We start from the raw sequence: 23,501 nt of genomic DNA, 5'->3' as shown, positions 1-23,501 counted from the left end.
AACATAATGTTTGTTTATACAGCAAACATAAAACCTACCGTTATGAAAAAATTTTTACTCACCTTAGCCTTCGCTGCCTTTTGCAGCCTTGGTGCGCGGGCACAGGCAACCGCTTATGAGGTTGACGAAATTTCCCAATGCATGTATGAGGTTTTTGACCTCGCAGCATTATCGCCCGTTATTTTAGGCGACCAGAATCCTGATGAATACAGCGTTACCTTTTTTACAACCGAAGCCAACGCTAACGCCAATACCGCCGCCATAACCAACCCTCAGGCTTATATTATCAACGGCTGGCAACAAACCATTTGGGTGCGTGTTGAAAACAACGCAAACGGCGATTATGATGTTGATGATTTTATCATTAGTATGCATCAGGGCATTGAAGTACCAGAATTTGATGATGTGGTTACCTGCGGCAGCTTTATCCTGCCCTTTATACAGTGGCCTTCACTCTATTATACCGAACCCAATATGGGCGGCACACCACTGCAAAGCGGCACTGCAATAACTACCAGCCAAACCATTTATATACACGCCGTTAACGGTGTTTGCAATGACGAAAGCAGCTTTACCGTTACCATTACAGGAAACGGGCCTGCCCTTGTACCACCAAACCCATTGATAGCCTGCGATGAAGATGGCGATGGTTTTGAAACTTTTGACCTGGCAACCCTGGTTGAAGCTATTGAAAGTATTGAGGGTATTGACGGTGTTACTGTACATGAAACTTTTATAGATGCCGAAAACGGCACAAACCCGGTACCATCCCTTTCAAGCTACATATCACCAGTTATGCCACAAATAGTAACGGTATACATCAGGGCGGTTGCCGGTAGTGGCTGCATAACCATATTACCGTTGCAGCTTATTGTTACGGAATGCAACCTTACCGGCAACTCATTTTCCGGCACAGTAAAATATGATGGAAATAATGATGGCTGCGATGGCAACGATAACCCTGCCGCCGGTGTTTGGGTTTCATACACACATGAAAACACCACATATTATGCTTATACCGATGCCAATGGTTACTACGAGTTTACCAATGTACCTGATGGCGAATCGTATGTAAGTGTAGAAGCCATACCCGGATTTAATGTATCTCCGCAAAGCATGGCTGTAACATTTCCGGGTAACGACCCCATAGATAATGATTTTTGCATAACAGCAGCCGCTCCCGTTCAGGATATATTGGTTTATATATACCCATCTACGTTTGCTGTACCGGGTTTTGAAACCGCTTATGTAGTAGTACTGCAAAACCTGGGTACTACAACGGTTAGCGGCAGCATTACCATACAGTATGATGCCAGCAACCTGGCTTATATCCCTTCACCCGGCTTTACACAATCTGGCAATATGCTAACGGTAAACTACACTGACCTAAGTGCTTTCGAAACGCAGTATTTTTACTTCTCGGGCACGCTTGCAGCCCCTCCTGCACTTAATATAGGCGATGTAATAACCTTTACAGCCGTGGCAAATCCCCTTACAGGCGATGCAAACCCTGATAATAACACCTATGTGCTGGACCACCAGATTGTAAATTCTTACGACCCTAACGATATTACCTGCCGTGAGGGCGAATTTATTACCGAAGAACAGGCAGACGGCTACCTGCACTACATGGTGCGTTTCCAGAACACTGGTACGTTTCCTGCTACCAATGTAAGGGTTGAAGGCATACTGGACGATAAGCTGGACTGGGATACGTTTGAGCCTATAAATGCCAGCCACAACTACCAGGCCTATCGTACCGAAGACAACATAAAGTTTATGTTTGATACCATAAACCTGCCCGACAGCACCAGCAATGAAGCTGCCAGCCACGGTTATGTAATTTACAAAATTAAGCCAAAAGCAAGCGTGCAGGTAGGCGACACCATGAGCGCACAGGTGGGCATATACTTTGACTTTAACACAGCAGTAATAACCAATACCTACAACACAACCATAGAAACAATGGCTATTGATGCTGTGGTTAAAGAAACCTTTGCCCTGTACCCTAACCCGGCTAACAACAGCGTAAACATAAAACTTCAGGATACTGTAAATGCCGGGGTTATAATTACTGATGTGCTGGACAAAACAGTATTAAAATCACAGGTTAACGGCGAAGTAACGCTTGATGTATCAGCCTTGAACAGCGGTGTGTATTTTGTAACCGTGCAGGCCGGCAGCACACACGCAACCCAAAAATTAGTGGTGAAATAGATTGGTTTTGGCAGGGTTTCCCCGAAAAGCAGTAAGGGAAACCTTTGCACCACCTTAGTAAAATTCCAAAAATAAAAAGTAGTAGTTAAATTAAAGTGATGATTAGTTAACTATGCGAAATGCCGCCCTTTCGGGCGGCATTTTTGTTATTACGGGGATATGTAATTTATTGTTTTTTCTTTACCGGAGCAGGTTCTGCGGGTTTGGGCTGCTTTTTAAACAACGGTATAAGGTACGATATGGTATAGTTAAAACCTACGCCAAAAGCACCTTCATAAGTGCGGTTAAAGCCCGGTATATACAGGTTGGCAAAACCGGCGGGCTCAGTTTCGGCCAGCTTTATATTAAGGCGTGCGCTAAGGCCAATAAATACATTATCAAGCACTTCAGCCTTAAAGCCCCCTACTATTTCTACCCAATGGGCTGTAAGGCTGCTGTATTCAGTATTAGGGTAAACGGTTACTTCATCAAAATAGTTGTAAGAACCGTTAACATCATCATTGGTAAGGATATCAGAATTCTGGTATATGGTGTATGAATTAAGCGTTTGCTTAAACGTACTGAAACCATAGCGCATACCGGCATATATCATGTTTTCCATATCAAGCCAGTTTTGGTATACGTTATAATCAAAGCCCAGCTTTATATAGCTGCCGTTTGCTGTAAAGTTTAACTGCGGCTCATCTACCGTGATTTTAGTAGTACCCAGCTCAGCGGCGGCATACATTTTTCTTGACAGGCGAAAATCGCCCACCAGCTCTATCCCCCTAAAATCATCATCATACACAGATCGTGCCGCCCTGTGCACATCGGCCCCTATACGCAGGCCATAGCGCTGCGGGTAAGGCCCGGGCACTTTGTTTGCAGTACTGTCTTTAGGCTGTTCCTGTGCTGCAGCACAAAACGACACCAGTACAAAAAGGCTAAAAATATATCTTAATGTGTACATCGTTTTCGTCGTCTTCTGCGGTTTCAAATTCGTCTGTTATTTCGGTGGTCATCACTTCAACCTCCTGAATCCATCGTGTAGCATCGCCATCGGTAATCAGGGGGTTAAGGTCTCCGGGAACACTTGGGTCTAAATGAAAAATAGAGCGGTACCCACAGGCTCTTGATATATATTCTTCGCTGGTTACATAGCTAAAATCAAGATAATCAAGGTTAGGCACCGTACTGCCTGAAAATACTTCGTTAAAAATAAAGCCCCACTTGGTGTTATTCAGGTCGGTTTTTAGCGGTACACGTATGCGGTTTACCGTTCCTGGCGAAAGCGTGTCTATCCTGCCCTCGGCAAAATATTGCAGGCCCGTAACCGATTTTAGCTGCGTGCGGTTGTTGGCATCATAAAAGGCAATAACCAGGCTGGGTGTGGTAAGGGTACCATCGGCACACAGGTCGTCTTTTTCGCAGCTGCTCAGGTAAACCATAAGCGTGCCAAAAACAACAATACAGGCAACTAATTTTTTCATAGCGGGTTTTATCGTTTCTCTAAAAGTACAACATTTTCCACGTGGTGCGTTTGCGGAAACATATCTACCGGGCGCACACGGGTTACTTTATACATTTCGTCCATAAGGGCCAGGTCGCGCGCCTGTGTAGCGCTGTTACAGCTTACATACACTACCTTTTCAGGGGCAATGCGCAGTATTTGCTCTACTACATCTTTATGCATACCATCGCGCGGAGGGTCGGTTATAATAACATCCGGGTGGCCGTGGGTATTAATGAATTCAGCGTTAAACACATCCTTCATATCCCCAACAAAAAACTCGCAATTGTCAATATTATTGCGTTTGGCGTTTTCCTTTGCATCGGCAATAGCCTCGGGCACTGCCTCTACCCCTACCACTTTTTTTGCTTTGCGCGATACAAACTGGGCAATAGTGCCGGTACCGGTATACAGGTCATACACCAGCTCGTTGCCGGTTAGCCCTGCAAAATCGCGTGTTATACTGTACAGTTCATAGGCCTGTTCGCTGTTTGTCTGGTAAAAAGACTTGGCATTAATCTTAAAGGTAAGGCCTTCCATCTCTTCCAGAATATAGTCGCGCCCTTTATACAGCTTTATATTCTGGTCATACAGCGTGTCATTAGCCTTTTGGTTTACCACATATTGCAGCGATGTAATACCCGGGAATTTCTCCATAAGGAAATCCAGCAGCATTTCGCGCTGTTCTTTATTATTATCAAAGAACTGGATAAGCACCATCAGCTCACCAATACTGGTATTGCGAATCATAAGCGTGCGCAGCAGGCCGCTGTGTTCGCGCGGGTTAAAAAACTCCAGGTTGTGCTCATTGGCAAAATCCCTCACCGCATTACGAATCATGTTGCTTGGGTCGCCCTGAAGGTGGCAATGGGTAATGTCAAGAATTTTATCCCACATGCGCGGTATGTGGAAACCCAGCGCATTGCGGTTGTCTATTTCTTCGCCTGAAGCAGATTCTTCCTCTGTTATCCAACGGGCATTACTAAAAGAAAACTCCATTTTGTTGCGGTAGTAAAACTGCTTATCGCTGCCTTTTATAGGCTCAAATTCAGGCAATTCTACCTTACCAATGCGCTTAAGGTGGTTAAATACCTCACGGTTTTTATAATACAGCTGCTTTTCATACAGCATATTTTGCCATTTGCAGCCGCCACATGCACCAAAATGCTGGCACTGCGGTATAACCCTGTCGGCGCTGTATTCATGAAAATGCACGGCTTTACCTTCATAATAGGCCTTACGCTTTTTAAACGTCTGCACATCAACCACATCGCCCGGCACTACATTCGGAATAAAAATTACCTTGCCGTCCGGCGCCTTGGCAACACTCACGCCTTTTGCACCGGCATCAAGCACATCAACATTAGTAAAGACAATTTTGTCTGTTTTTCTTTTTCCCATGCGGCAAAAATACGTTATTGGTCACAGAATTTAAATAAATTTGTAATTTATCATCAATCTACACAAGTATGCCAAAATACCTTGCGTTATTCAGGGCCGTAAACGTTAGCGGCCACAACATTATCAAGATGGACCACCTTAAAAAGCTAATGACGGCAGAGGGTTACCAAAACGTGCAGACCTACATACAAAGCGGTAATGTGGTTTTTGAGAAAGACGAAACTGATAAAGCCAAGCTAAAACGCGATATAGAAACCCTGCTGTACAAAGAATATGGCCACGACGTTTTTAACTTTATACTGGATGAAACCGAACTGCAAAAAGCCGTTGACAATAACCCGTTTACAGGCCCGGAGCCCGAACCAAGCGGTGTAAAGAAATATTTTGTAGCATTCCTTAGCGGCGATGCCACACCACAGGGCAACGACCAGCTTAAAAAATACAACCGCAGCGATGATGAGTTTAAAACCGTAGATAATATACTGTACCTTAAGCTTTCGCAAAGCGCGGCTGACTCAAAATTCAGCAATTCGTTTATAGAAGGTAAGCTGGGGCTGAAATCTACAACACGCAACTGGAACACCACCCTGAAACTGCTGGAAATGCTAAAAGGCAATTAAGCCACCGTGTTTCCGTTTGTTTTATATCTTTACAACAGATATTTGCTATGAAAAAACTGCTCTCTATACTCTTACTTACCCCCGCCTTGCTTGCTGCACAGGAAATTGCCGTGCTTAAATACAGCGGCGGCGGCGACTGGTATGGCAACCCCACATCGCTGCCCAACCTGGCTAAATTTTGCAACCAGAACATCAATACCAAAATAACAGCCAAAACATCTACCGTTGAGGCCGGTAGTGCTGATTTGTTTAGCTATGCCTTTGTGCACATGACGGGCCACGGCAATGTGGTGTTTAGCGATAATGACATTACCAACCTGCGCAACTACCTTACATCGGGCGGTTTTTTGCATATTGACGATAATTATGGCATGGACCAGTATATTCGCCGTGAGATAAAAAAGATATTCCCAGATAAGGAGTTAGCATTGGTTCCTGCAAGCCATGAGATTTTTAAAGGGCCTTTTAGTTTCCCACAGGGATTGCCAAAAATACACGAGCACGATAACAAAGCACCACAGGCCTGGGGTATTTTTGTAGAGGGCAGGTTAGTACTGCTCTACACCCTTGAAACCGACCTTGGCGACGGCTGGGAAGACGCCGAAGTACACAATGACCCACTTGAAGTACGCACAAAAGCCCTAAAAATGGGAGCTAACATACTGAATTACGCCTTCAACAACTAACGGGTTATTTGGTTATTTGTTAATGAGTTAATTTGGTTTTTGTGTAATTTAAAATTAATCATTCAAAATTTAAAATAAACATCAAACCTTCTTCGGCATTTCCACCACTTCAAGGTTCTGAATTTTATCACCGTCTATTTCAAACCGCAGCATGGTGCGCACCTGCTGAAAGCCGTGCATACCCGCCGCCCCGGGGTTCATGTGCAACAATCCCAACTTATTATCAGGCATCACCTTGAGTATATGGCTGTGCCCACAAATGAATAGTTTAGGAGGGTTCAGCATCAGTTCCTGGCGGATAGACGGGCTATATTTTCCGGGATAACCGCCTATATGGGTTATCAGCACCTCTACCCCTTCGCACATAAACCTGTTATTTAACGGAAACTCCAGGCGCGCCTTAGCATCATCAATATTGCCGTATACAGCGCGTAACGGCTTAATTTTCTTTATAGCATCAGTAACGCTAAGGTCGCCAATATCGCCCGCATGCCACACTTCGTCGGCCAGGTTTACATATTTAAGTATGGTATCGTCTATATGGCTATGGGTATCGCTAAGCAGCAGGATTTTTGTCATTTTAAGCTTCAAAGTTGCAGAGCAGCAAAGTTACAAAGTTTTGCGCCCTGAACCTGAAACTTTAAACTTTAAACCTGAAACAAACACAGTATCTTTGCCCCCATGAGATACTTCATAGAATTTGCTTATAACGGTAAGGAATACTGCGGTTGGCAGTACCAGCCCCACAGCCCGTCAGTTCAGGAAACGCTTAACAAGGCGCTTTCTATCCTGCTACGCAAAGAGATAGACGTTGTAGGCGCAGGCCGTACCGATACCGGCGTGCACGCCACCCAGATGTTTGCACACTTTGATTATGAAGATGTTATAGACAGTGACATCCTCACCAAACGCCTCAATGCCTTTTTGCCAAAGGATATTGTGGTGTACCGTTTCATTCAGTTGCACGACGAAGCTCATGCCCGTTTTGACGCCACCAGCCGAACTTATGAGTATCATATCCATACCTTTAAGGATGCTTTTGTAACCGAAGGCAGCTGGTATAACTTTCACCCGCTGGATGTGGATAAAATGAACGAAGCCGCTAAAATACTTTTTGAATATATTGATTTTAAATGCTTTAGCAAAACCCACACCGATGTAAAAACCTTTAACTGCAAGGTTACCGAAGCCTACTGGCAGCAAAACGGCACCCGCCTTGTATTTACCGTTACGGCCGACCGTTTTTTGCGCAACATGGTGCGCGCCATTGTGGGTACACTTGTAAATGTGGGGCTTGGCAAAATTAACCTGCACGATTTCAGGCAGATAATAGAAAGCCGCGACCGTAGTGCCGCAGGTTTCTCGGTTCCGGCACACGGATTGTACCTTACTAAGGTAAAATATCCGTATCTTTGAGGCTCGTTATGAAAGCCAAAGACACCCCTAAGAATAAGAATATATCATCACTCAAAAAAGTGATGCAGTTTGCAAAACCCTACCGCTCACGCTTTGTGTGGGTTGTACTTTTTGCCCTTGCCCTCTCATTATTTGCCGCCCTGCGCCCCATGTATGCCGGCGATGTGGTAGATAAAACACTTGAACACAAAGACTATAACGGCCTCATTACCTACATTATAGTAATGACTGTGGCACTAATACTTGAAGTTGCCGCACAGTTCTATTTTGTGTACTGGGCCAACTGGCTTGGGCAGGATATTGTAAAGGATATCCGAGAGAAACTCTTTGCCCACATAAGCAGTTTCAGGATGAAATTCTTTGATAACGAGGCAGTTGGACGCCTTGTTACCCGCACCGTTTTTGATATTGAGTCCATTGCCAAAATATTCAGCCAGGGTTTGTTCATGATAGTATCAGACATACTTAAAATGCTGGTAATCTTAGGGTTTATGTTCTGGATCAACTGGAAACTGACAGTGGTTGTAATGCTTGCCATGCCGTTTTTAGTTATTGCCACCCGCATCTTCCAGAAGAAAATGAAGGTAGCCTTTGTAGAGGTACGCGCCCAGGTGGCCAACCTCAATACTTTTGTTCAGGAGCGCCTTACCGGTATGAAAATCGTACAGCTTTTTAACCGTGAAGATATTGAATATGAGAACTTTAAAAAAATAAACCAAAAACATAACGATGCCTGGAAAAAGAACATCCTGTACAACTCGGTGTTCTTCCCTATTGCCGATATCGTCTCGGCCGTAACCCTCGGGTTTGTAATATGGTACGGAGGTATGAGCATTGTGGCCCATGATAACTTTACCACACCGGGCGACCTGATAGGCTACCTGATGTATATCCCTATGTTATTCAACCCGTTACGACAAATTGCCGATAAATTCAACGAGATGCAAATGGGCATCGTGGCAAGCGACCGTGTGTTTGAAGTACTTGATTTAGAACAGAATATACAGCAACAGGGCACCCAGGAAGCATGGCATTTTAAAGGCGACCTGTATTTTAACGATGTACGCTTCAGTTATATTGAAAATGAGGAAGTTATAAAAGGGATTACCCTTAAGGTAGAGGCCGGGCAAACCGTAGCCATAGTAGGTGCAACAGGTGCCGGTAAAAGTACAATTATCAACCTGCTGAACCGTTTTTATGAGATTGACAGCGGCACTATCACCATAGATAATACTGATATTGACCACTTTACACTCGACAGCCTGCGCCGCCAGATTGCTGTGGTGCTTCAGGATGTGTTTTTGTTTGCAGATACCATACTCAACAACATTACCCTTAATAACCCGCAAATAAGCCGTGAGCAGGTTATAAAAGCCGCGCAAGCCATTGGCGTACACGACTTTATCATGAGCCTGCCGGAAGGGTACGACTACAATGTTAAGGAGCGTGGCGTAATGCTCAGTAGCGGGCAAAGGCAGCTCATAGCCTTCCTGAGGGCTTATGTTAGCAACCCTGCCATACTGATTTTAGACGAGGCTACATCATCTATAGATACTCATAGTGAGGAACTTATACGCAATGCAACCGACGCCGTAACCCAGGGGCGCACCTCAATTGTAATTGCGCACAGGCTGGCTACGATTGTCAATGCCGACAAGATTATCGTGATGGATAAAGGCAAAATTGTAGAGGAAGGCACTCATTACGAACTGATTAACCGCAGCGAAGGCTACTACAAAAACCTTTATTACTCGCAATTTGCGGTGGAAGCTGAAGAGTAATCCTAATTTCAGATTTTTGACGTCAGAATGAACTACACTCAAACCCAAAAAGTGCTTAATATTTCACTTTTGGAGTTTGAAATTACGTTTAAAAAGCAGCATCAAAAAGCCATAAAAAGTTTGGTTGTAAAAGAAGGTAGTGTGTTTTGACATGGTTTTGTTGTCGGATAGGATTTCCAATTATATGATTTATGAAGCAAAAAAATGCTTTTTCGTTAAGTTTCTGTTTGTTAGTGCTTTGCGTTTTCGTCGCTAAAAAAAATTCACGATATATCGTGAATTTGATGTGAGCAAGTTTTTTAACGTTTTATTTGTAATTCTACATGATTTTAAAGGCCGAAAAATTATACTTATTTTCGAGGCATAATTTTTTTATACGCCTAACCAATGAAAACCTATTTAAGGCTTTTCGCCATATTGTTGATTGTTGAATTGCTACTCGGTATGCTTGGGCTGTTCCTCACGCAGGAAATAGTACCCAAATTTGCCGAATCCATCGGGCACTTATTAAACGTGCTCCTTGCCCTGCCCCTTAGTCTCATAAACCCTACTTGGCCTTTTTATACCAGTCCTACATGGTTTGGCCTTACCCTTATGGTAATCAATATTGTTATACATACCGGGATTCTGTATGCTTTTATGAAGTTGAGGCGTAAAAAAATATAAAGTCGAAATGGATAACAATACAAACTATACTTCGGGCCCTGAAGAAAATCTGTTAGGTATAACCGATATTTCAAAGATTAACGAAATTGAAGCTGAAGGTATTGCCAAGGCAGAAATCAGGATGTTTGAAATAGATATCCTGGCTAATATAACAGTTGACACTATCCTCGAACTACACAAAGCAGCATTTCAGGTCTTGTATGGCTGGGCAGGAAAATGGCGTAAAATCAGCGTTCAGGCCGGGCAGTTACAGTTACCTGAGCCTCATCGCATACCAAACTTAATGTATCAGTTTCTTGATAACCTCAATTACAAAATTAATATTGTAAAAAGCAGGCAGGACCATATAGATTGTATTGTGTTTGCACACTACCAGTTTGTTATAATACATCCCTTTAATAATGGAAATGGCAGGCTTGGCCGTATTTTAATGAATCTTGTAGCATTAAAGTTAGGGTATTATCCTTTAGATTTTTATAGCCGGGACGGTGAATCGAGAACGGTTTATATCAATGCACTTAAACAAGCAGATATAGGTGATTTTAAAGAATTAAACAACCTTGTAGATAATGAGTTAAGAATATTATAACTATTCAGTCTCAATCAGCCTCTCAACTATAGCATCAATCTTTTCCTTTGAAACTTCCTGTCCTTCAAGTGCCATAGTAGCATAGGTAGACCGGGCTATCATCTGTTTAAGCATAGCCTTATTTTTAAGTTGCGGATATTTCTCAAGAAAAGTCATAGATTCCTTTTATCTCACAAATATACTAAATTATTGAAAAACAATACACCTCTAAATTTCAATCTCCCGCATTTCCCCATTCCCAAAATAATCACTATTTTCGTATCGCGAAATTTTAACGAGAAATTCACAAACAAATGAAATACGATATTATTGTTCTGGGCAGCGGCCCCGGCGGTTATGTAACTGCCATAAGGGCGTCGCAGTTGGGCTTTAAAGTAGCCATTGTTGAAAAAGAAAACCTTGGCGGCATATGCCTAAACTGGGGCTGTATCCCTACAAAGGCGCTGCTAAAAAGCGCGCAGGTGTTTGATTACCTTAAGCATGCTTCAGATTACGGCCTTACCGTAAAAGAGTTTGATAAAGACTTTAGCGCTGTGGTGCAACGCAGCCGCTCGGTTGCCGATGGCATGAGCAAAGGCGTGCAGTTCCTAATGAAAAAGAACAAAATCGAGGTTATAAACGGTTACGGCAAAGTAAAGCCGGGCAAAAAAGTTGAAGTTACTGATGCCGATGGTAAAGTAAGCGAACTTAGTGCAGACCATATCATTATCGCCACAGGTGCACGCAGCCGCGAACTGCCTAACCTGCCACAGGACGGTAAAAAAGTTATAGGCTACCGCCAGGCTATGGTACTGCCTGAGCAGCCTAAAAGCATGATTGTAGTAGGCTCTGGCGCTATAGGCGTTGAGTTTGCACACTTCTACAACTCTATGGGCACAAAAGTGACTATTGTTGAGTTTATGCCAACTGTAGTACCTGTTGAAGATGAGGATGTATCGAAGCAATTTGAGCGTTCGCTTAAAAAAGCAGGTATCGATGTAATGACCAACTCATCGGTTGAGAAAGTTGATACATCGGGCAACGGCGTAAAAGCTACCGTTAAAACGGCTAAAGGCGAAGAAATTCTTGAGGCCGACATCCTGCTTTCGGCAGTAGGCATCAAGTCTAACATAGAAAACATAGGCCTTGAAGAGGTGGGTATTGCTACCGACCGCGACAAGGTACTTGTAAACAAATACTACCAGACCAACATACCGGGCTACTATGCCATTGGCGATATCGTTCCGGGCCAGGCGCTTGCCCACGTGGCATCGGCTGAAGGTATCCTGTGTGTGGAGAAAATCGCAGGCCTGCACGTAGAGCCGCTTGATTATGGCAACATACCGGGCTGTACCTATGCTACCCCTGAAATTGCTTCTGTTGGCCTTACCGAAAAAGCAGCTAAAGAAAAAGGCTATGAAATCAAGGTGGGTAAATTCCCGTTCTCGGCTTCAGGCAAGGCAAAAGCTTCAGGCGCTTCAGACGGTTTTGTAAAAGTAATATTCGACGCTAAGTACGGCGAATGGCTGGGCTGCCACATGATAGGCGCCGGCGTTACCGATATGATTGCCGAAGCTGTTGTAGCCCGCAGGCTTGAAACCACCGGCCACGAAATCATCAAGTCGGTACACCCGCACCCTACCATGAGCGAGGCCATTATGGAAGCCGCCGCCGCTGCGTATGACGAGGTGATACATATATAGTAATCAGTGGTCAGTATTCAGGTGGCAGATAGCAGTTTGCAGCGTTTATCATTCTGAGCGAAGCGCAGCGGAGTCGAAGAATCTCTGTTTTTCACTCCCCGTCATTACTTCGTCAATTCGGCTTTGCCTCGGGTGCGAGGAGGAACGACGAAGCAATCTTTCTGTCATGCTGAGCTTGTCTAAACATAAGCCATCGAACTACAACCTACCCTGAAAGGGTTTGACGTTCCATAGCCCCGGACAACGTCCGGGGTACTAAAATAAACCACAAACACAAATACCATAATCCGTCCCTAAATCAGGGGCGGATTTTTTATATTTACACAAAAATCCTCCTCTATGAAATTTTACCTTACCAAATGGTACATACAAATACTAATAGTAATGCTTATTTGCGCTATATGTAGACTTACCCTGGGCATTCCCTACAGCACAAGTTTTTACATCAGTATGGGTCTTCCGGCCATGGCAGTTATAGCAAGTGGCATCATAGGCGTTGTAAGGCTTTTTAAAGGGCAAACTATACAAGGCCTGCTTCAAATTATCATTTCAGCCGGAATAGGCTTTGCAGGCCTGCTTTTCCTTAGCTTCCATGTTATGTTTTATCCGTATGATAATTTTGCCGAAGGCCTTACCATACCCGATAATATTGAACTGAATATCCCAAAAGATACTATATCTGAAAAGCCTTTGGCAACTACAGGCTTCGAAATATACAACGGTATGCAGCCCGGCATATATACCTACACAGCTACCGTAACCAACCTAAAAAAAGGCATGCTGTACCTCAAGGCGTATGAGGTTACACAAAACACCCCGCTTTCGGCAGAAAGAGTAAAACACAGGTCAATAATAGAAATTGAAGATACCGGTGCACCTGCACTCTACTCCCTACCTGAATATTTTACCATTTACGAAGGCGACTGGGGCCAGTACTATGCTGCCCGCTTCGAACTGTGGTACCTGCCTGCACACGGCGGTAAAGAACGGAAGCTTGTCGAAAAAATATACCGTACCGAAGGCTGGATGCGTTAATTTGCCTAAACTTGCACTACCAATAAAAACACGTTATGAAAAAACTACTGTCGCTGCTATTGCTTGGCAATGTGGCATTTGCACAGCTTACTTCAACCCAGATAGACAGCCTGGCTAACAATGCCCTTAAGCGTTTTAACGTTGCCGGATGTGCCGTGGCCGTGGTTAAAGATGGTAAAATCATCCACAGCAAGGGTTATGGCGTGCAGTCCATCTCAACAAAAATACCGGTTACAGAGCATACTAACTTTGCCATAGCCTCTAACAGTAAGGCGTTTACCTGCGTGGCGCTGGGCATACTGGCAGATGAGGGCAAAATTAACTGGAAAGACAAGGTGGTAAAATACATCCCTGAGTTTAAGATGTATAACGAATATGTTACACAGAATTTTACCATAGAAGACCTCCTTACCCACCGCAGCGGCCTGGGCCTTGGTGCGGGAGACCTGATGTTCTTCCCTAACGGAAGTGATTTTACGGTTACCGACCTCGTTACGGCATTCCAGTATTTTGAGCCTACATCGGCTTTCCGAACCCAGTTTGATTATGACAACCTGCTCTACATGGTGGCAGGCGAGGTTATACACCGCGTTACCGGCCAAACCTGGGAAGCGTTTGTACAGCAGCGTATATTGCAGCCCATTGGCATGGAAAGCTCTTACACGGGCTTCTCGCAAATAAAAGACAAAAGCACCCTGGCCTCCCCACATGCCGATGTTAAGGGCAAACTTAACGAACTGCAAAACTGGGACGAAATGGTTAACGGTGCTGCAGGCGGCATTTATGCCAATGTAAACGACCTGGGTCAGTGGATGCTCCTGCAGCTTAACCACGGCAAGTATAATGGCAGGCAGCTTATAAGCGAAGACAACCACCTTAAAACCTGGACAACGCATACCGTTATGGAGGCGGGTTATGGCGGCGGGCGCTACAGCAACCACTTTGGGGGCTATGGCTTGGGCTGGATGCTGAGCGATATTAACGGCAACCTTGTGGTTACCCACACCGGCGGCCTTCCGGGTATGCTGAGTGAAACCCTCCTGATACCCGACCTTAATTTTGGTGTAGTGGTACTTACCAATACATCTGAAGGCGGTGGCGGTGTATTTACAGCCCTTACGCGCAGTATTATGGACGGTTACCTGGGCCTTGAAAAAATGGACTGGACCGGCATGATGGAAACCGCCCTTAAACAACAGTCTGCCCAGGGCGATGCGGTTACTGATAAGGTTTGGAAAACCGTAAAGGACAACGCCAAAGTTAAAATCAATACAGCCGATTATATAGGCATTTACCAGGACAAATGGTTTGGTAAGGTAGAGGTGTTTATGAAAGGGAAACAGTTGTGGTTCAAGAGCCATCGTTCGCCCAAACTAAACGGCCCAATGCAGTTTTACAAGGGTAATAGCTTTGCCATTAAATGGGAATTCCAGGATATGCCTGCCGATGCCTTTGCCATTTTCAGCCTTGATGAAGAAGGAAAAGCAAACGGCCTTACAATGAAAGGCATATCGCCAAACATAGATTTCAGTTTCGACTTCCAGGACCTTGACTTTAAGCGTGTAGCGAAGTAGTATGCAAAAACCCACCGCCATAGGCATTGCGCCGCAGTTATTAGTGCCCGATGTGGTTCAGACAGCCGAGTATTACCGCGATGTACTGGGTTTTACCATTATAGGCTATGCCGTAACCCCGCCCGTATATGCCATGGTGCAGCGCGACGGCCTGCAAATACATTTTGCTAAGGCCGGTGATTTTACAACCAACGAACACCACCGCCCGTCTACTACTGATTTTATACTTTGGGTACCTGAAATTGATGCCTTTTATAATGAGCTAAAAGCCAGCGGTGCCAATATTGTGCAGGAAATACAGTTGCGCCCTTACGGCAGCCGCGAGTTTATTGTGCGCGACTGCAACGGCTACAAAATACTTATTGGCGATTAATTAAAAATTTTGACCAGCATTTCTTTTAGCAGGTCATGCTGGGGTATATTGCCGGCCCCTACCCCCTTGCTTTTCACATCAATATCGCGCAGGGCGGCTACCACAGCGCTTACCTTTTTCATGGGATAGTTACGCAGGGCAATATCATAATCCTTTAAAAAGTAAGGGTTAACCTTAAGCATTTTAGCCGCATTACCGGGGCTTTTATCTTTTAACCCATGGTACATTAATAACTGCGAGAAAAACCCAAACACAAGCCCCACCGTCATTACCAGCGGGTTGTCTTTAGGGTTATTGGCAAAGTAGTCGGCTATTTTGTATGCCTTAAGCTGGTCGCGTTCGCCAATGGCCTTGCGCAGCTCAAACACATTATAATCCTTGCTGATGCCTATGTTGTCTTCAATGGCTTTTGGCGTTATAGTACTGCCCTGCGGCAGTATAATGGCCAGCTTATCAAGCTCATTACTAATACGGCTCAGATCGTTGCCTAAAAACTCTACCAGCATGGCGGCAGCCTTTGGTTCTATGCCATAGCCTTTTCCGCTAAGCACACGCTTTATCCAGTCGGCCACCTGGTTTTCATACAGCTTTTTACTTTCAAAAACCACCCCGTGCTTGTCCATCAGCTTGGTTACCTTCTTGCGCTTATCAAGCGTTTTATACTTGTAGGCAAAAACCAAAACCGTTGTGGGCTGCGGGTTTTCGGCATATTTTTCAAGCTTTTCTATGGTGCGGCTCAATTCCTGGGCTTCCTTAACAATAACCACCTGGCGCTCGGCCATCATGGGATATCGCTTGGCATTGCTCACCACCTCGTCTATACTCACATCTTTGCCATACAGCACCATCTGGTTAAAGCCCTTTTCGTCTTCGGTAAGCACGTTTTCCTCAATAAAATCGGTAAGCTTGTCAATATAATAAGGCTCTTCGCCCATAAAAAAGTAAAGGGGCTTAATATTGCCCTGCTTAATATCGTTTACAATTCGGGTAACGTCGTCCACAGTAGTGCTTGTAGTTTATTGGCTAAAAATAATACCTTTGCGCCATGCAAAAGCTCAATTTTCCGGAGTATACATTCCGTTTCAAAAATAGTGAAAATAAAATAGCCATTTTTGACGACATCCGTAAAAAATTTATCATCCTTACACCCGAAGAATGGGTGCGCCAGCATGTAGTACGCTTTTTGCTCGATGAAAAAAAGTTTCCCAAATCGCACGTAAATGTAGAGAAGATTGTGAAAATCAATGGCATGAACAAGCGCTATGATGTAGTGGTTTTCCGCCCCGATGGCAGCATATACCTTATTGTAGAGTGCAAGGCGCCCGGCGTGCCCATATCGCAAATAACGTTCGACCAGATTGCCCGCTACAACATGACCCTCAATGCCACACACCTTATGGTAACCAACGGCCTTAACCACTATTTTTGCCAGATGGACCACGAGGCCGAAAAATACATCTTTTTGCCCGACGTGCCACACTATACCCCCTCTGTATGAACACTATAGCCGTAGTAATACTCAACTGGAACGGGCGCGCGCTGCTGGAGCAGTTCCTGCCATCTGTAACAAAATATTCGCCGGAAGCTACTGTTTATGTAGCCGATAACGCCAGTACCGATGATTCAATTGCATTTGTAAAAGCCAACTATCCTGATGTAAAAATTATTCAAAACACAGGCAATTATGGCTATGCCAAAGGCTACAACCTGGCACTTGAGGGAGTTGAGGAGGAATTGTACTGCCTGCTTAACAGCGATGTAGAAGTTACCGAAGGCTGGCTGGCACCTGTTTTAGATTTGTTTGAACGCGACCCCGAAACAGCCATTATACAACCCAAACTACTGGATTTCAAAAACAAAACCCATTTTGAATATGCCGGTGCTGCCGGTGGGTTTATAGATAAGTATGGCTTTCCGTTTTGCCGCGGCCGTATTATGGATACCGTAGAGCAGGACAACGGCCAGTATAACGACGAAACCGAGATATTCTGGGCATCAGGGGCGTGTTTCTTTATCCGTAAAAATGTGTACCGCGAACTTGGTGGCTTTGACCAGGACTTTTTTGCCCACCAGGAAGAGATAGACCTGTGCTGGCGTGCGTTTAACCATAACTATAAAGCGCGTTTTTGCTACAAGTCAGTGGTATATCACGTGGGCGGTGCTACCCTCGACAGCCAAAACCCTAAGAAAACCTACCTAAACTTCCGTAACTCGTTGTGGATGATGATAAAAAACCTGCCAGCGCACAAAATGCTGCCCGTACTATTCATACGTATGTGCTTAGACGGTGTGGCAGGTGTCAGGTTTTTATTACAGGGAAAACCTGCTCTCTTATGGGCGGTGCTAAAAGCGCATTTTAACTTTTATTTAAGATTTTTTCATTTTCTAAACACAAGAAAGTCAAATAAATACGAGAATTACTACAAGACAAAGAGCATCGTTTATAAATATTTTGTTAAAAATGGCAAGGTGTTTGATTCACAATTTAACAATAGTTTATCGTAGTAAGCGTTACTATTTTTGAGATTAATAGTAATTTTGTTAAAAATTTAAATCAACACGTATGAAAAGAGCCATCTTAACACTTTCGTTAGCAGCACTTACGCTGACAAGCTGCGGTTCAAAGAAAAAGATTGCCGAGCTTGAAGCTAAAAACAAAGAGATCCAGGATTTGCTTAATACAGCTACAGTTCAGCTTAACACCTGCCTTGCAGAAAAGAGCCAGCTTAACAGCCAGGTAGACTACCTGAAAAAAAGCAATTCTGACCTTATTAATACCACAGCAAACATGACAACCCTTACATCTAAGGGTGCTGAAAACCTTGAAAAATCGCTTGAAAGCCTTAAGGAAAAAGACCTTAAAATTGCAAGGCTTCAGGATGCCCTTACCCGTAAAGACTCTGTAACGCTTGCACTTGTAACAAGCATTAAGCGTTCGGTAGGCATTAACGACCCGGATATCGAGGTTAACGTAGAAAAAGGTGTGGTATACATCTCTATAGCCGATAAACTATTGTTTAAAAGCGGTAGCTATGAAGTGAGCGACAGGGCTAAGGAAATCCTTGGTAAGGTTGCCAAAATTGTTCAGGACAAACCTGAATTTGAATGTATGGTAGAAGGACACACTGATAATGTGCCTATTAAAAACGCTATACTTGTAGACAACTGGGATTTGAGCGTTAAACGTGCTACTTCAATTGTGCGCATACTGCAAAAAGACTATGGTATTGAGCCGTCTCGCCTTGTAGCCTCAGGCCGTGGCGAATACGTTCCGGTAGACAACAACACATCTGCCGATGGCCGTGCCAAAAACAGGAGGACACGTATCCTTATACTACCTAAAATCGATCAGTTCTATGACATGATCGAGAAAGAAATGAAAAACCAGACTAAGTAATCTTTTAGTCAGCTTACTACATATAAAAGCCATCCTGAAAAGGGTGGCTTTTTTGGTTTTAGGCACCAGCCGGATTCTGAAATTTCATTTTTACATTATCTTCAAAATATTAACAACCCTGGCTTTGGTATAAAACGCAGTAATATCTTACATTTTACACTTAAAAACAGCTTAATATTTCACTTTTGGATTCCGGATTTACAGTGTGAAACAGTAGAAATCAGCCTCATTTTGAAAACCCCTTATTTTCCTCATTTTTTTAGTGAAAGAATGGCTGCAATAAATCCTCCAAAAACCGTCATACCTTTGCAGCAGGATTTTTCTCAACCATTATCACAAAATTTTATTTTTAGCGTTTACAGTATAACCAACTTTTAAAAAACAACCTAATGCTTAAAAAACTCCTCTCACTACTCATTACTATAAGCTGCCTTTCGGCGAAGGCCCAAAAACCGCTGCACATAACGGTTGATGCAACCTATTTTGACCCGGCAAGCACAACATTTTATAAACCGCTTAACAGTGGCAACGCCCTGGTGTATTACATTGATATAGATTTTGATGACAACACAATGGAGTATACCGTAAAGCCATTAGAGAGAAAAACGGTTAACCTTGAAGCCCATCTTAAAATGCAGGGCAAATCATTAAGCTACCTTGTGCCAATGGCAAATATTAAAAAAGGCAGCACAGGCTATGATAAAAAGCTGGAAACACTTGCCAGCCGCAGTTTGCCCAAAACAACACAAACCAGCAACTATTATACAGGATTTCAAGTAGTTAATCCCTATTATTTTGCAGTAGTGCATCACCGCGGCAGCAAAGACAAAGAATCTAACGAATATTCATACCACCTGGATGTTACATATACACGGTTTGCTACCATAGTTGTAAACAATTGCTTTACCATTTATACTAATGATAATCAATGCCATATAGCAAATTACAACGGCGAATCTTATCTGTATATTTCAGAAGAACCGCAAACGCTGCACGGCACATTCCCTTCTAAAGAGTTTACTACCCTGCTCAGGAAAACTTATCCTGTGGGAGAAAACGTTACACACAACGGCAAAATGGGCGTTATGGGTTATAAAAGCAACAAAATACTTATCCCCACCAAATACGATTCTATTTTTAATGATGGTAATACCCTTATAATTGCCTATAAAAAGGAGAAACCGCACCTATTTTACCGCACCGGTGAAGAAGTTAAAATAAAAAAGCTGCGTGCGGTGTACAGGGGCAACGATCTTTCTGTCCTTACCGGCAATAAGGTGTCGTGGCTTAGCCCGGAAGGCAAGCTTACAGATAGTGTACCGCTTCGCCTTGTTTGCGGTGGCTCTTCTTTTGAAATGGAACACATTTATAAAAAAGACAACAGCTACATTTTAAGCAAGTACCTTATGGAAGCCGATAGCCTGTTTACAAAAGAATGGGTTTTGGGTTCAGATACAACGTTTAGCAATGTTAGCCTTATTATGGGCGAAGCCCGTATAAACTTTAATACCCGATACATACTGGCAGAAACGCCAGACGGCAAAAAAGGAATTATAAGTCCTGCCGAAAATGGTTATACGATAACAATAAATCCTGATTACCAGGAAATAACGGGTTACTTTAATAACCTGTTACGCATTGATACAAAAAATGGCCTCTGTGGCTATTACCCGTTAAATAAAGAAGCTAAATACACCCGGCTGGCACGATTTGAAAAAGGCTTCGCCCGCTTTACCCTGCCCAATGGCAAACAGGGCTGGCTGGCAATGGATGGCACCGAATATTTAGATGAGTAATTGAATCAAACTAAAAAGATCGCTTCGTGCCTCGCGATGACAACCGGAGTGTTGTCTGCTCACTCTTGCAATTAGATATCATATCCGAGTGCATTTACACAATGTTTTTCACGTCCCGTCATTGCGAACGCAGCGCAGCGGAGTGCGGCAATCCTTTTTAAAATAGCCTAAACCCTTAAAAACAAAAATCCCGAAGTTACCTCCGGGATTCGCTATATCAAAAAAAGTAAATTACTTATTTAAAAACGCCACCACATTCTTTTCAATACGGGTGTTGATGTCGTTAATATCGGCCTTGGCAAATTTTTCGCCAATAATGTTTTCATACAGCTCAATATAACGTTCAGATACGCTTTCAATGTATTCATCGGTCATTTCCGGAATCTGCTGGCCATCCTTTCCCTGAAAACCGTTGGCAATAAGCCACTGGCGCACAAACTCCTTGCTCAGCTGCTTTTGCGCCTCGCCTTTGTTTTGGCGTTCCTGGTAGCCATCAGCATAAAAATAGCGCGAAGAATCAGGTGTGTGTATTTCGTCTATCAGTACAATTTTGCCATCCCTTGTTTTGCCAAACTCATACTTGGTGTCAACCAGTATAAGGCCACGGCTGGCGGCAATTTCAGTACCGCGCTCAAAAAGGGCACGGGTATATTTCTCAAGCACCAGGTAGTCTTCCTCGCTAACAATACCTTTAGTCAATATGTCTTCGCGGCTAATGTCCATATCGTGCTCACCGTTGTCAGCCTTTGTGGTAGGCGTAATTATAGGGCTTGGGAATTTATCGTTCTCTTTAAGGCCCTCAACAAGCTCAACACCACACAGCACGCGCTTACCGGCAGCATACTCACGGGCAGCGTGCCCACTCATGTACCCGCGTATAACCATCTCTACCTTAAACGGCTCGCACTGGTGGCCCACGGCAACGTTAGGGTCTGGAGTATCAATAAGCCAGTTCGGCACTATGTCTTCGGTAAGGCGCATAAATTTAGTAGCAATCTGGTTCAAAATCTGCCCTTTATACGGAATGCCCTTTGGCATAACCACATCAAAAGCGCTAAGCCTGTCGGTAGCTACCATTACCAGCAGGTCATCGTTTATGTTATATACTTCCCTCACCTTTCCGCGGTATACGCTTTTCTGGCCCGGAAAATTAAAATCAGTCTTGGTTATTGTGTTCATCGTGCTGTTTGTTTAAGCGGCAAAAATAAGAAAGTTATTTTTGGTAATCTATATTTCTGCCCGCTTTACTATATTTTATAAGCGATACTATAATATTGGCAAAAAACGACAGGAACGCCACAGCCAGGCAGCCAAAAACCAGGTAAACCAGATAACTGCCAAAACCACCCCTGCTAAGATATAGTGGCAATACTCCTAAAAACGAAACGGCATTAACAATTACCAGCCATTTAATAAACCTGACCCCAAAAGCATACATAGCCAGATAAGAGCATACAAAAGCCACGAAAATAAACCCGTAAACCGCAAAAGGCAGTAAATGTCCTGCGTGCGACGCCCAGCCTATGGTTCTGTTTACGCCATAAGTACCAATAAGTTTATCATTACCACTCAGCACAAACAATAAAAAAGCAGCGGCCAGTAACAGGCCGCCATATATAAACCGGGTTTGTTTATTCTTAACCATAATATTTTTTCCTGGGATTTCATCCCGGGCTAATATACGCTACCCTTTCAGGGTCGGCTTTTCCATGTCGAACGCAGCGCAGCGGAGTTGAGACATCTCTGTTACATTTATTGAAGCTTGTACTCTTCAACGAAATCAACTTTAAATCAACCCCCAACTCTCAACCAAAAACGCACTTCGCGCTACCCCTGGTGCTCAATAGTCTTATACGCCTCAATAACCTTTTTCACAAGGCGGTGGCGCACCACATCTTTATCGTCAAGGTAAATAATGCCAATGCCGTCTACGTTTTTCAGTATCAAAAGCGCCTCTTTAAGTCCGCTGGTGGTACTGCGTGGCAGGTCAATCTGGCCCGGGTCGCCGGTAATCATAAACTTGGCATTCTTGCCCATACGGGTCAGGAACATTTTCATCTGGTTGTGGGTGGTGTTTTGCGCCTCGTCCAGTATCACAAACGCATTATCAAGCGTGCGCCCGCGCATAAACGCCAGTGGTGCAATTTGTATAATACCCTTTAAAAGGTAGTCTTCAAGTGTCTGTGGTGGCAGCATATCGCGCAGCGCATCATACAGCGGCTGCATATAAGGGTCAAGCTTCTCCTTCATGTCTCCCGGAAGGAAACCCAGGTTCTCCCCTGCCTCTACCGCCGGGCGTGTAAGTATTATCCGCTTAACCGATTTTTCTTTAAGCGCCTTAACCGCAAGGGCCACACCCGTATAGGTTTTACCCGTACCGGCCGGGCCTATGGCAAACACCATGTCGTTTTTGGCCATAGTGTCTACAAGCAGCTGCTGGTTGGGGGTCATGGCCTTTATAAGCTTGCCGCCTATGCCGTGCACCAGTATTTTGTCGCTGGGGTTCATTTGCTCCACGCGGCTGTCGTCGTGTATTACGCGCTCAATAACATTATCGTCAATATTATTATAGCGGGTAAAGTGCACCATAAGCCTGTTGAAACGCTTTTCAAACTCGTCAAGCATTTCTTTTTCGCCAAAGGCTTTCAGGGTAGTGCCACGCGCCACTATTTTAAGCTTGGGGTAATATTTCTTGATGGTTTCCAGGTGTGAGTCCTGGGCGCCCCAAAAGTCTTTCGGGGCAATGTCGGTCAGTTCAATTATCCTTTCGTTCAAAAGC

23 protein-coding genes are annotated in these 23,501 nt (G+C 44.0%); 15 read left to right on the top strand and 8 right to left on the bottom strand.

What is annotated here, in order from left to right; translation table 11 throughout:
- The first annotated feature begins 42 nt into the window (after positions 1 to 42).
- Positions 43 to 2,217 (top strand): DUF7619 domain-containing protein, encoded by a 2,175-nt coding sequence (locus AM279_RS02150; RefSeq protein ID WP_160316415.1) that lies wholly within the window; start codon positions 43 to 45, stop codon positions 2,215 to 2,217.
- A 166-nt stretch (positions 2,218 to 2,383) separates the two neighbouring features.
- Here AM279_RS02150 and AM279_RS02145 read toward each other — a convergent pair whose 3' ends face one another.
- The 3 genes from AM279_RS02145 to rlmD are packed head-to-tail and all read right to left on the bottom strand — an operon-like array spanning position 2,384 to position 5,107.
- Positions 2,384 to 3,166, bottom strand: coding sequence for a DUF6048 family protein (locus AM279_RS02145; RefSeq protein WP_054406025.1), 783 nt, complete (start codon positions 3,164 to 3,166; stop codon positions 2,384 to 2,386).
- Positions 3,141 to 3,686: a DUF6452 family protein gene (locus AM279_RS02140; protein ID WP_054406024.1), complete on the bottom strand. Its 546-nt coding sequence runs from the start codon at positions 3,684 to 3,686 to the stop codon at positions 3,141 to 3,143. Before AM279_RS02140 ends, AM279_RS02145 begins: the two co-directional genes overlap by 26 nt.
- A gap of 8 nt (positions 3,687 to 3,694) precedes the next feature.
- A complete protein-coding gene (gene rlmD, locus AM279_RS02135; RefSeq protein ID WP_054406023.1) occupies positions 3,695 to 5,107 on the bottom strand; it encodes a 23S rRNA (uracil(1939)-C(5))-methyltransferase RlmD in 1,413 nt (470 codons plus the stop codon).
- Positions 5,108 to 5,175: 68 nt separating this feature from the next.
- On the opposite strand from rlmD, the gene AM279_RS02130 reads away from it, so the two are divergent.
- Positions 5,176 to 5,727, top strand: a complete 552-nt coding sequence (locus AM279_RS02130) for a DUF1697 domain-containing protein (RefSeq protein ID WP_054406022.1) — start codon at positions 5,176 to 5,178, stop codon at positions 5,725 to 5,727.
- A gap of 47 nt (positions 5,728 to 5,774) precedes the next feature.
- Positions 5,775 to 6,413 (top strand): DUF4159 domain-containing protein, encoded by a 639-nt coding sequence (locus AM279_RS02125; protein WP_054406021.1) that lies wholly within the window; start codon positions 5,775 to 5,777, stop codon positions 6,411 to 6,413.
- Between the two features lie 81 nt (positions 6,414 to 6,494).
- On the opposite strand, the gene AM279_RS02120 is transcribed toward AM279_RS02125, so the two are convergent.
- On the bottom strand, positions 6,495 to 6,992 hold the full coding sequence (locus AM279_RS02120) for a metallophosphoesterase family protein (protein ID WP_054406020.1): 498 nt from the start codon (positions 6,990 to 6,992) through the stop codon (positions 6,495 to 6,497).
- Between the two features lie 102 nt (positions 6,993 to 7,094).
- Here AM279_RS02120 and truA point away from each other — a divergent pair, with 102 nt between their 5' ends.
- From truA to AM279_RS02080, 8 genes are all read left to right on the top strand, one after another.
- Positions 7,095 to 7,829: a tRNA pseudouridine(38-40) synthase TruA gene (gene truA / locus AM279_RS02115; RefSeq protein ID WP_054406019.1), complete on the top strand. Its 735-nt coding sequence runs from the start codon at positions 7,095 to 7,097 to the stop codon at positions 7,827 to 7,829.
- Positions 7,830 to 7,837: 8 nt separating this feature from the next.
- Positions 7,838 to 9,610, top strand: coding sequence for an ABC transporter ATP-binding protein (locus tag AM279_RS02110; protein WP_054406018.1), 1,773 nt, complete (start codon positions 7,838 to 7,840; stop codon positions 9,608 to 9,610).
- Positions 9,611 to 9,997: 387 nt separating this feature from the next.
- Positions 9,998 to 10,276 carry a hypothetical protein gene (locus AM279_RS02105; RefSeq protein ID WP_054406017.1) on the top strand — a complete coding sequence of 93 codons (279 nt, stop codon included), beginning with the start codon at positions 9,998 to 10,000 and terminating at the stop codon, positions 10,274 to 10,276.
- A gap of 7 nt (positions 10,277 to 10,283) precedes the next feature.
- On the top strand, positions 10,284 to 10,865 hold the full coding sequence (locus AM279_RS02100; RefSeq protein ID WP_054406016.1) for a Fic/DOC family protein: 582 nt from the start codon (positions 10,284 to 10,286) through the stop codon (positions 10,863 to 10,865).
- A 293-nt stretch (positions 10,866 to 11,158) separates the two neighbouring features.
- Positions 11,159 to 12,547 carry a dihydrolipoyl dehydrogenase gene (gene lpdA / locus AM279_RS02095; RefSeq protein ID WP_054406015.1) on the top strand — a complete coding sequence of 463 codons (1,389 nt, stop codon included), beginning with the start codon at positions 11,159 to 11,161 and terminating at the stop codon, positions 12,545 to 12,547.
- Between the two features lie 339 nt (positions 12,548 to 12,886).
- Positions 12,887 to 13,582, top strand: coding sequence for a hypothetical protein (locus AM279_RS02090; protein WP_054406014.1), 696 nt, complete (start codon positions 12,887 to 12,889; stop codon positions 13,580 to 13,582).
- 35 nt (positions 13,583 to 13,617) lie between these two features.
- The gene (locus AM279_RS02085; protein WP_054406013.1) at positions 13,618 to 15,156 is read left to right on the top strand and encodes a serine hydrolase; all 1,539 of its coding nucleotides are present in this window, start codon (positions 13,618 to 13,620) and stop codon (positions 15,154 to 15,156) included.
- A gap of 1 nt (position 15,157) precedes the next feature.
- Positions 15,158 to 15,529, top strand: coding sequence for a VOC family protein (locus AM279_RS02080; protein ID WP_054406012.1), 372 nt, complete (start codon positions 15,158 to 15,160; stop codon positions 15,527 to 15,529).
- Here AM279_RS02080 and holA read toward each other — a convergent pair.
- Positions 15,526 to 16,530 carry a DNA polymerase III subunit delta gene (holA, locus tag AM279_RS02075; protein WP_054406011.1) on the bottom strand — a complete coding sequence of 335 codons (1,005 nt, stop codon included), beginning with the start codon at positions 16,528 to 16,530 and terminating at the stop codon, positions 15,526 to 15,528. The genes AM279_RS02080 and holA overlap by 4 nt on opposite strands.
- A 44-nt stretch (positions 16,531 to 16,574) precedes the next feature.
- On the opposite strand from holA, the gene AM279_RS02070 reads away from it, so the two are divergent.
- The 4 genes from AM279_RS02070 (at position 16,575) to AM279_RS02055 (ending at position 20,722) form a co-directional block, all read left to right on the top strand.
- The gene (locus AM279_RS02070) at positions 16,575 to 17,027 is read left to right on the top strand and encodes a type I restriction enzyme HsdR N-terminal domain-containing protein (protein WP_054406010.1); all 453 of its coding nucleotides are present in this window, start codon (positions 16,575 to 16,577) and stop codon (positions 17,025 to 17,027) included.
- Positions 17,024 to 18,034: a glycosyltransferase family 2 protein gene (locus tag AM279_RS02065; protein WP_054406009.1), complete on the top strand. Its 1,011-nt coding sequence runs from the start codon at positions 17,024 to 17,026 to the stop codon at positions 18,032 to 18,034. Before AM279_RS02070 ends, AM279_RS02065 begins: the two co-directional genes overlap by 4 nt.
- A 58-nt stretch (positions 18,035 to 18,092) precedes the next feature.
- A complete protein-coding gene (locus AM279_RS02060; protein ID WP_054406008.1) occupies positions 18,093 to 18,926 on the top strand; it encodes an OmpA/MotB family protein in 834 nt (277 codons plus the stop codon).
- A gap of 389 nt (positions 18,927 to 19,315) precedes the next feature.
- Positions 19,316 to 20,722, top strand: coding sequence for a hypothetical protein (locus AM279_RS02055; RefSeq protein ID WP_054406007.1), 1,407 nt, complete (start codon positions 19,316 to 19,318; stop codon positions 20,720 to 20,722).
- 231 nt (positions 20,723 to 20,953) lie between these two features.
- Here the strand turns inward: AM279_RS02055 and AM279_RS02050 are convergent, their stop codons facing one another.
- From AM279_RS02050 to AM279_RS02040, 3 genes are all read right to left on the bottom strand, one after another.
- Positions 20,954 to 21,901: a phosphoribosylaminoimidazolesuccinocarboxamide synthase gene (locus tag AM279_RS02050; protein WP_054406006.1), complete on the bottom strand. Its 948-nt coding sequence runs from the start codon at positions 21,899 to 21,901 to the stop codon at positions 20,954 to 20,956.
- 34 nt (positions 21,902 to 21,935) lie between these two features.
- Positions 21,936 to 22,367 (bottom strand): hypothetical protein, encoded by a 432-nt coding sequence (locus tag AM279_RS02045; protein ID WP_054406005.1) that lies wholly within the window; start codon positions 22,365 to 22,367, stop codon positions 21,936 to 21,938.
- Positions 22,368 to 22,549: 182 nt separating this feature from the next.
- Complete coding sequence (locus tag AM279_RS02040; protein WP_054406004.1) at positions 22,550 to 23,497, bottom strand: PhoH family protein; 948 nt, start codon at positions 23,495 to 23,497, stop codon at positions 22,550 to 22,552.
- Between the last annotated feature and the right edge of the window lie 4 nt (positions 23,498 to 23,501).

The organism is Flavobacterium akiainvivens (assembly GCF_001278115.1).
GTDB classification, from domain to species: Bacteria; Bacteroidota; Bacteroidia; order Flavobacteriales; family Flavobacteriaceae; genus Flavobacterium; species Flavobacterium akiainvivens.
The sequence above is the reverse complement of the archived record's forward strand: the minus strand, read 5'-3'. Positions and strand labels throughout refer to the sequence as shown.

Bases quoted from the DNA above. Each gene is read 5' to 3' on its own strand.
- AM279_RS02150 (WP_160316415.1), top strand. From the start codon at position 43: ATGAAAAAATTTTTACTCACCTTAGCCTTCGCTGCCTTTTGCAGCCTT.
- AM279_RS02145 (WP_054406025.1), bottom strand. From the start codon at position 3,166: ATGTACACATTAAGATATATTTTTAGCCTTTTTGTACTGGTGTCGTTT.
- AM279_RS02140 (WP_054406024.1), bottom strand. From the start codon at position 3,686: ATGAAAAAATTAGTTGCCTGTATTGTTGTTTTTGGCACGCTTATGGTT.
- rlmD (WP_054406023.1), bottom strand. From the start codon at position 5,107: ATGGGAAAAAGAAAAACAGACAAAATTGTCTTTACTAATGTTGATGTG.
- AM279_RS02130 (WP_054406022.1), top strand. From the start codon at position 5,176: ATGCCAAAATACCTTGCGTTATTCAGGGCCGTAAACGTTAGCGGCCAC.
- AM279_RS02125 (WP_054406021.1), top strand. From the start codon at position 5,775: ATGAAAAAACTGCTCTCTATACTCTTACTTACCCCCGCCTTGCTTGCT.
- AM279_RS02120 (WP_054406020.1), bottom strand. From the start codon at position 6,992: ATGACAAAAATCCTGCTGCTTAGCGATACCCATAGCCATATAGACGAT.
- truA (WP_054406019.1), top strand. From the start codon at position 7,095: ATGAGATACTTCATAGAATTTGCTTATAACGGTAAGGAATACTGCGGT.
- AM279_RS02110 (WP_054406018.1), top strand. From the start codon at position 7,838: ATGAAAGCCAAAGACACCCCTAAGAATAAGAATATATCATCACTCAAA.
- AM279_RS02105 (WP_054406017.1), top strand. From the start codon at position 9,998: ATGAAAACCTATTTAAGGCTTTTCGCCATATTGTTGATTGTTGAATTG.
- AM279_RS02100 (WP_054406016.1), top strand. From the start codon at position 10,284: ATGGATAACAATACAAACTATACTTCGGGCCCTGAAGAAAATCTGTTA.
- lpdA (WP_054406015.1), top strand. From the start codon at position 11,159: ATGAAATACGATATTATTGTTCTGGGCAGCGGCCCCGGCGGTTATGTA.
- AM279_RS02090 (WP_054406014.1), top strand. From the start codon at position 12,887: ATGAAATTTTACCTTACCAAATGGTACATACAAATACTAATAGTAATG.
- AM279_RS02085 (WP_054406013.1), top strand. From the start codon at position 13,618: ATGAAAAAACTACTGTCGCTGCTATTGCTTGGCAATGTGGCATTTGCA.
- AM279_RS02080 (WP_054406012.1), top strand. From the start codon at position 15,158: ATGCAAAAACCCACCGCCATAGGCATTGCGCCGCAGTTATTAGTGCCC.
- AM279_RS02070 (WP_054406010.1), top strand. From the start codon at position 16,575: ATGCAAAAGCTCAATTTTCCGGAGTATACATTCCGTTTCAAAAATAGT.
- AM279_RS02065 (WP_054406009.1), top strand. From the start codon at position 17,024: ATGAACACTATAGCCGTAGTAATACTCAACTGGAACGGGCGCGCGCTG.
- AM279_RS02060 (WP_054406008.1), top strand. From the start codon at position 18,093: ATGAAAAGAGCCATCTTAACACTTTCGTTAGCAGCACTTACGCTGACA.
- AM279_RS02055 (WP_054406007.1), top strand. From the start codon at position 19,316: ATGCTTAAAAAACTCCTCTCACTACTCATTACTATAAGCTGCCTTTCG.
- AM279_RS02050 (WP_054406006.1), bottom strand. From the start codon at position 21,901: ATGAACACAATAACCAAGACTGATTTTAATTTTCCGGGCCAGAAAAGC.
- AM279_RS02045 (WP_054406005.1), bottom strand. From the start codon at position 22,367: ATGGTTAAGAATAAACAAACCCGGTTTATATATGGCGGCCTGTTACTG.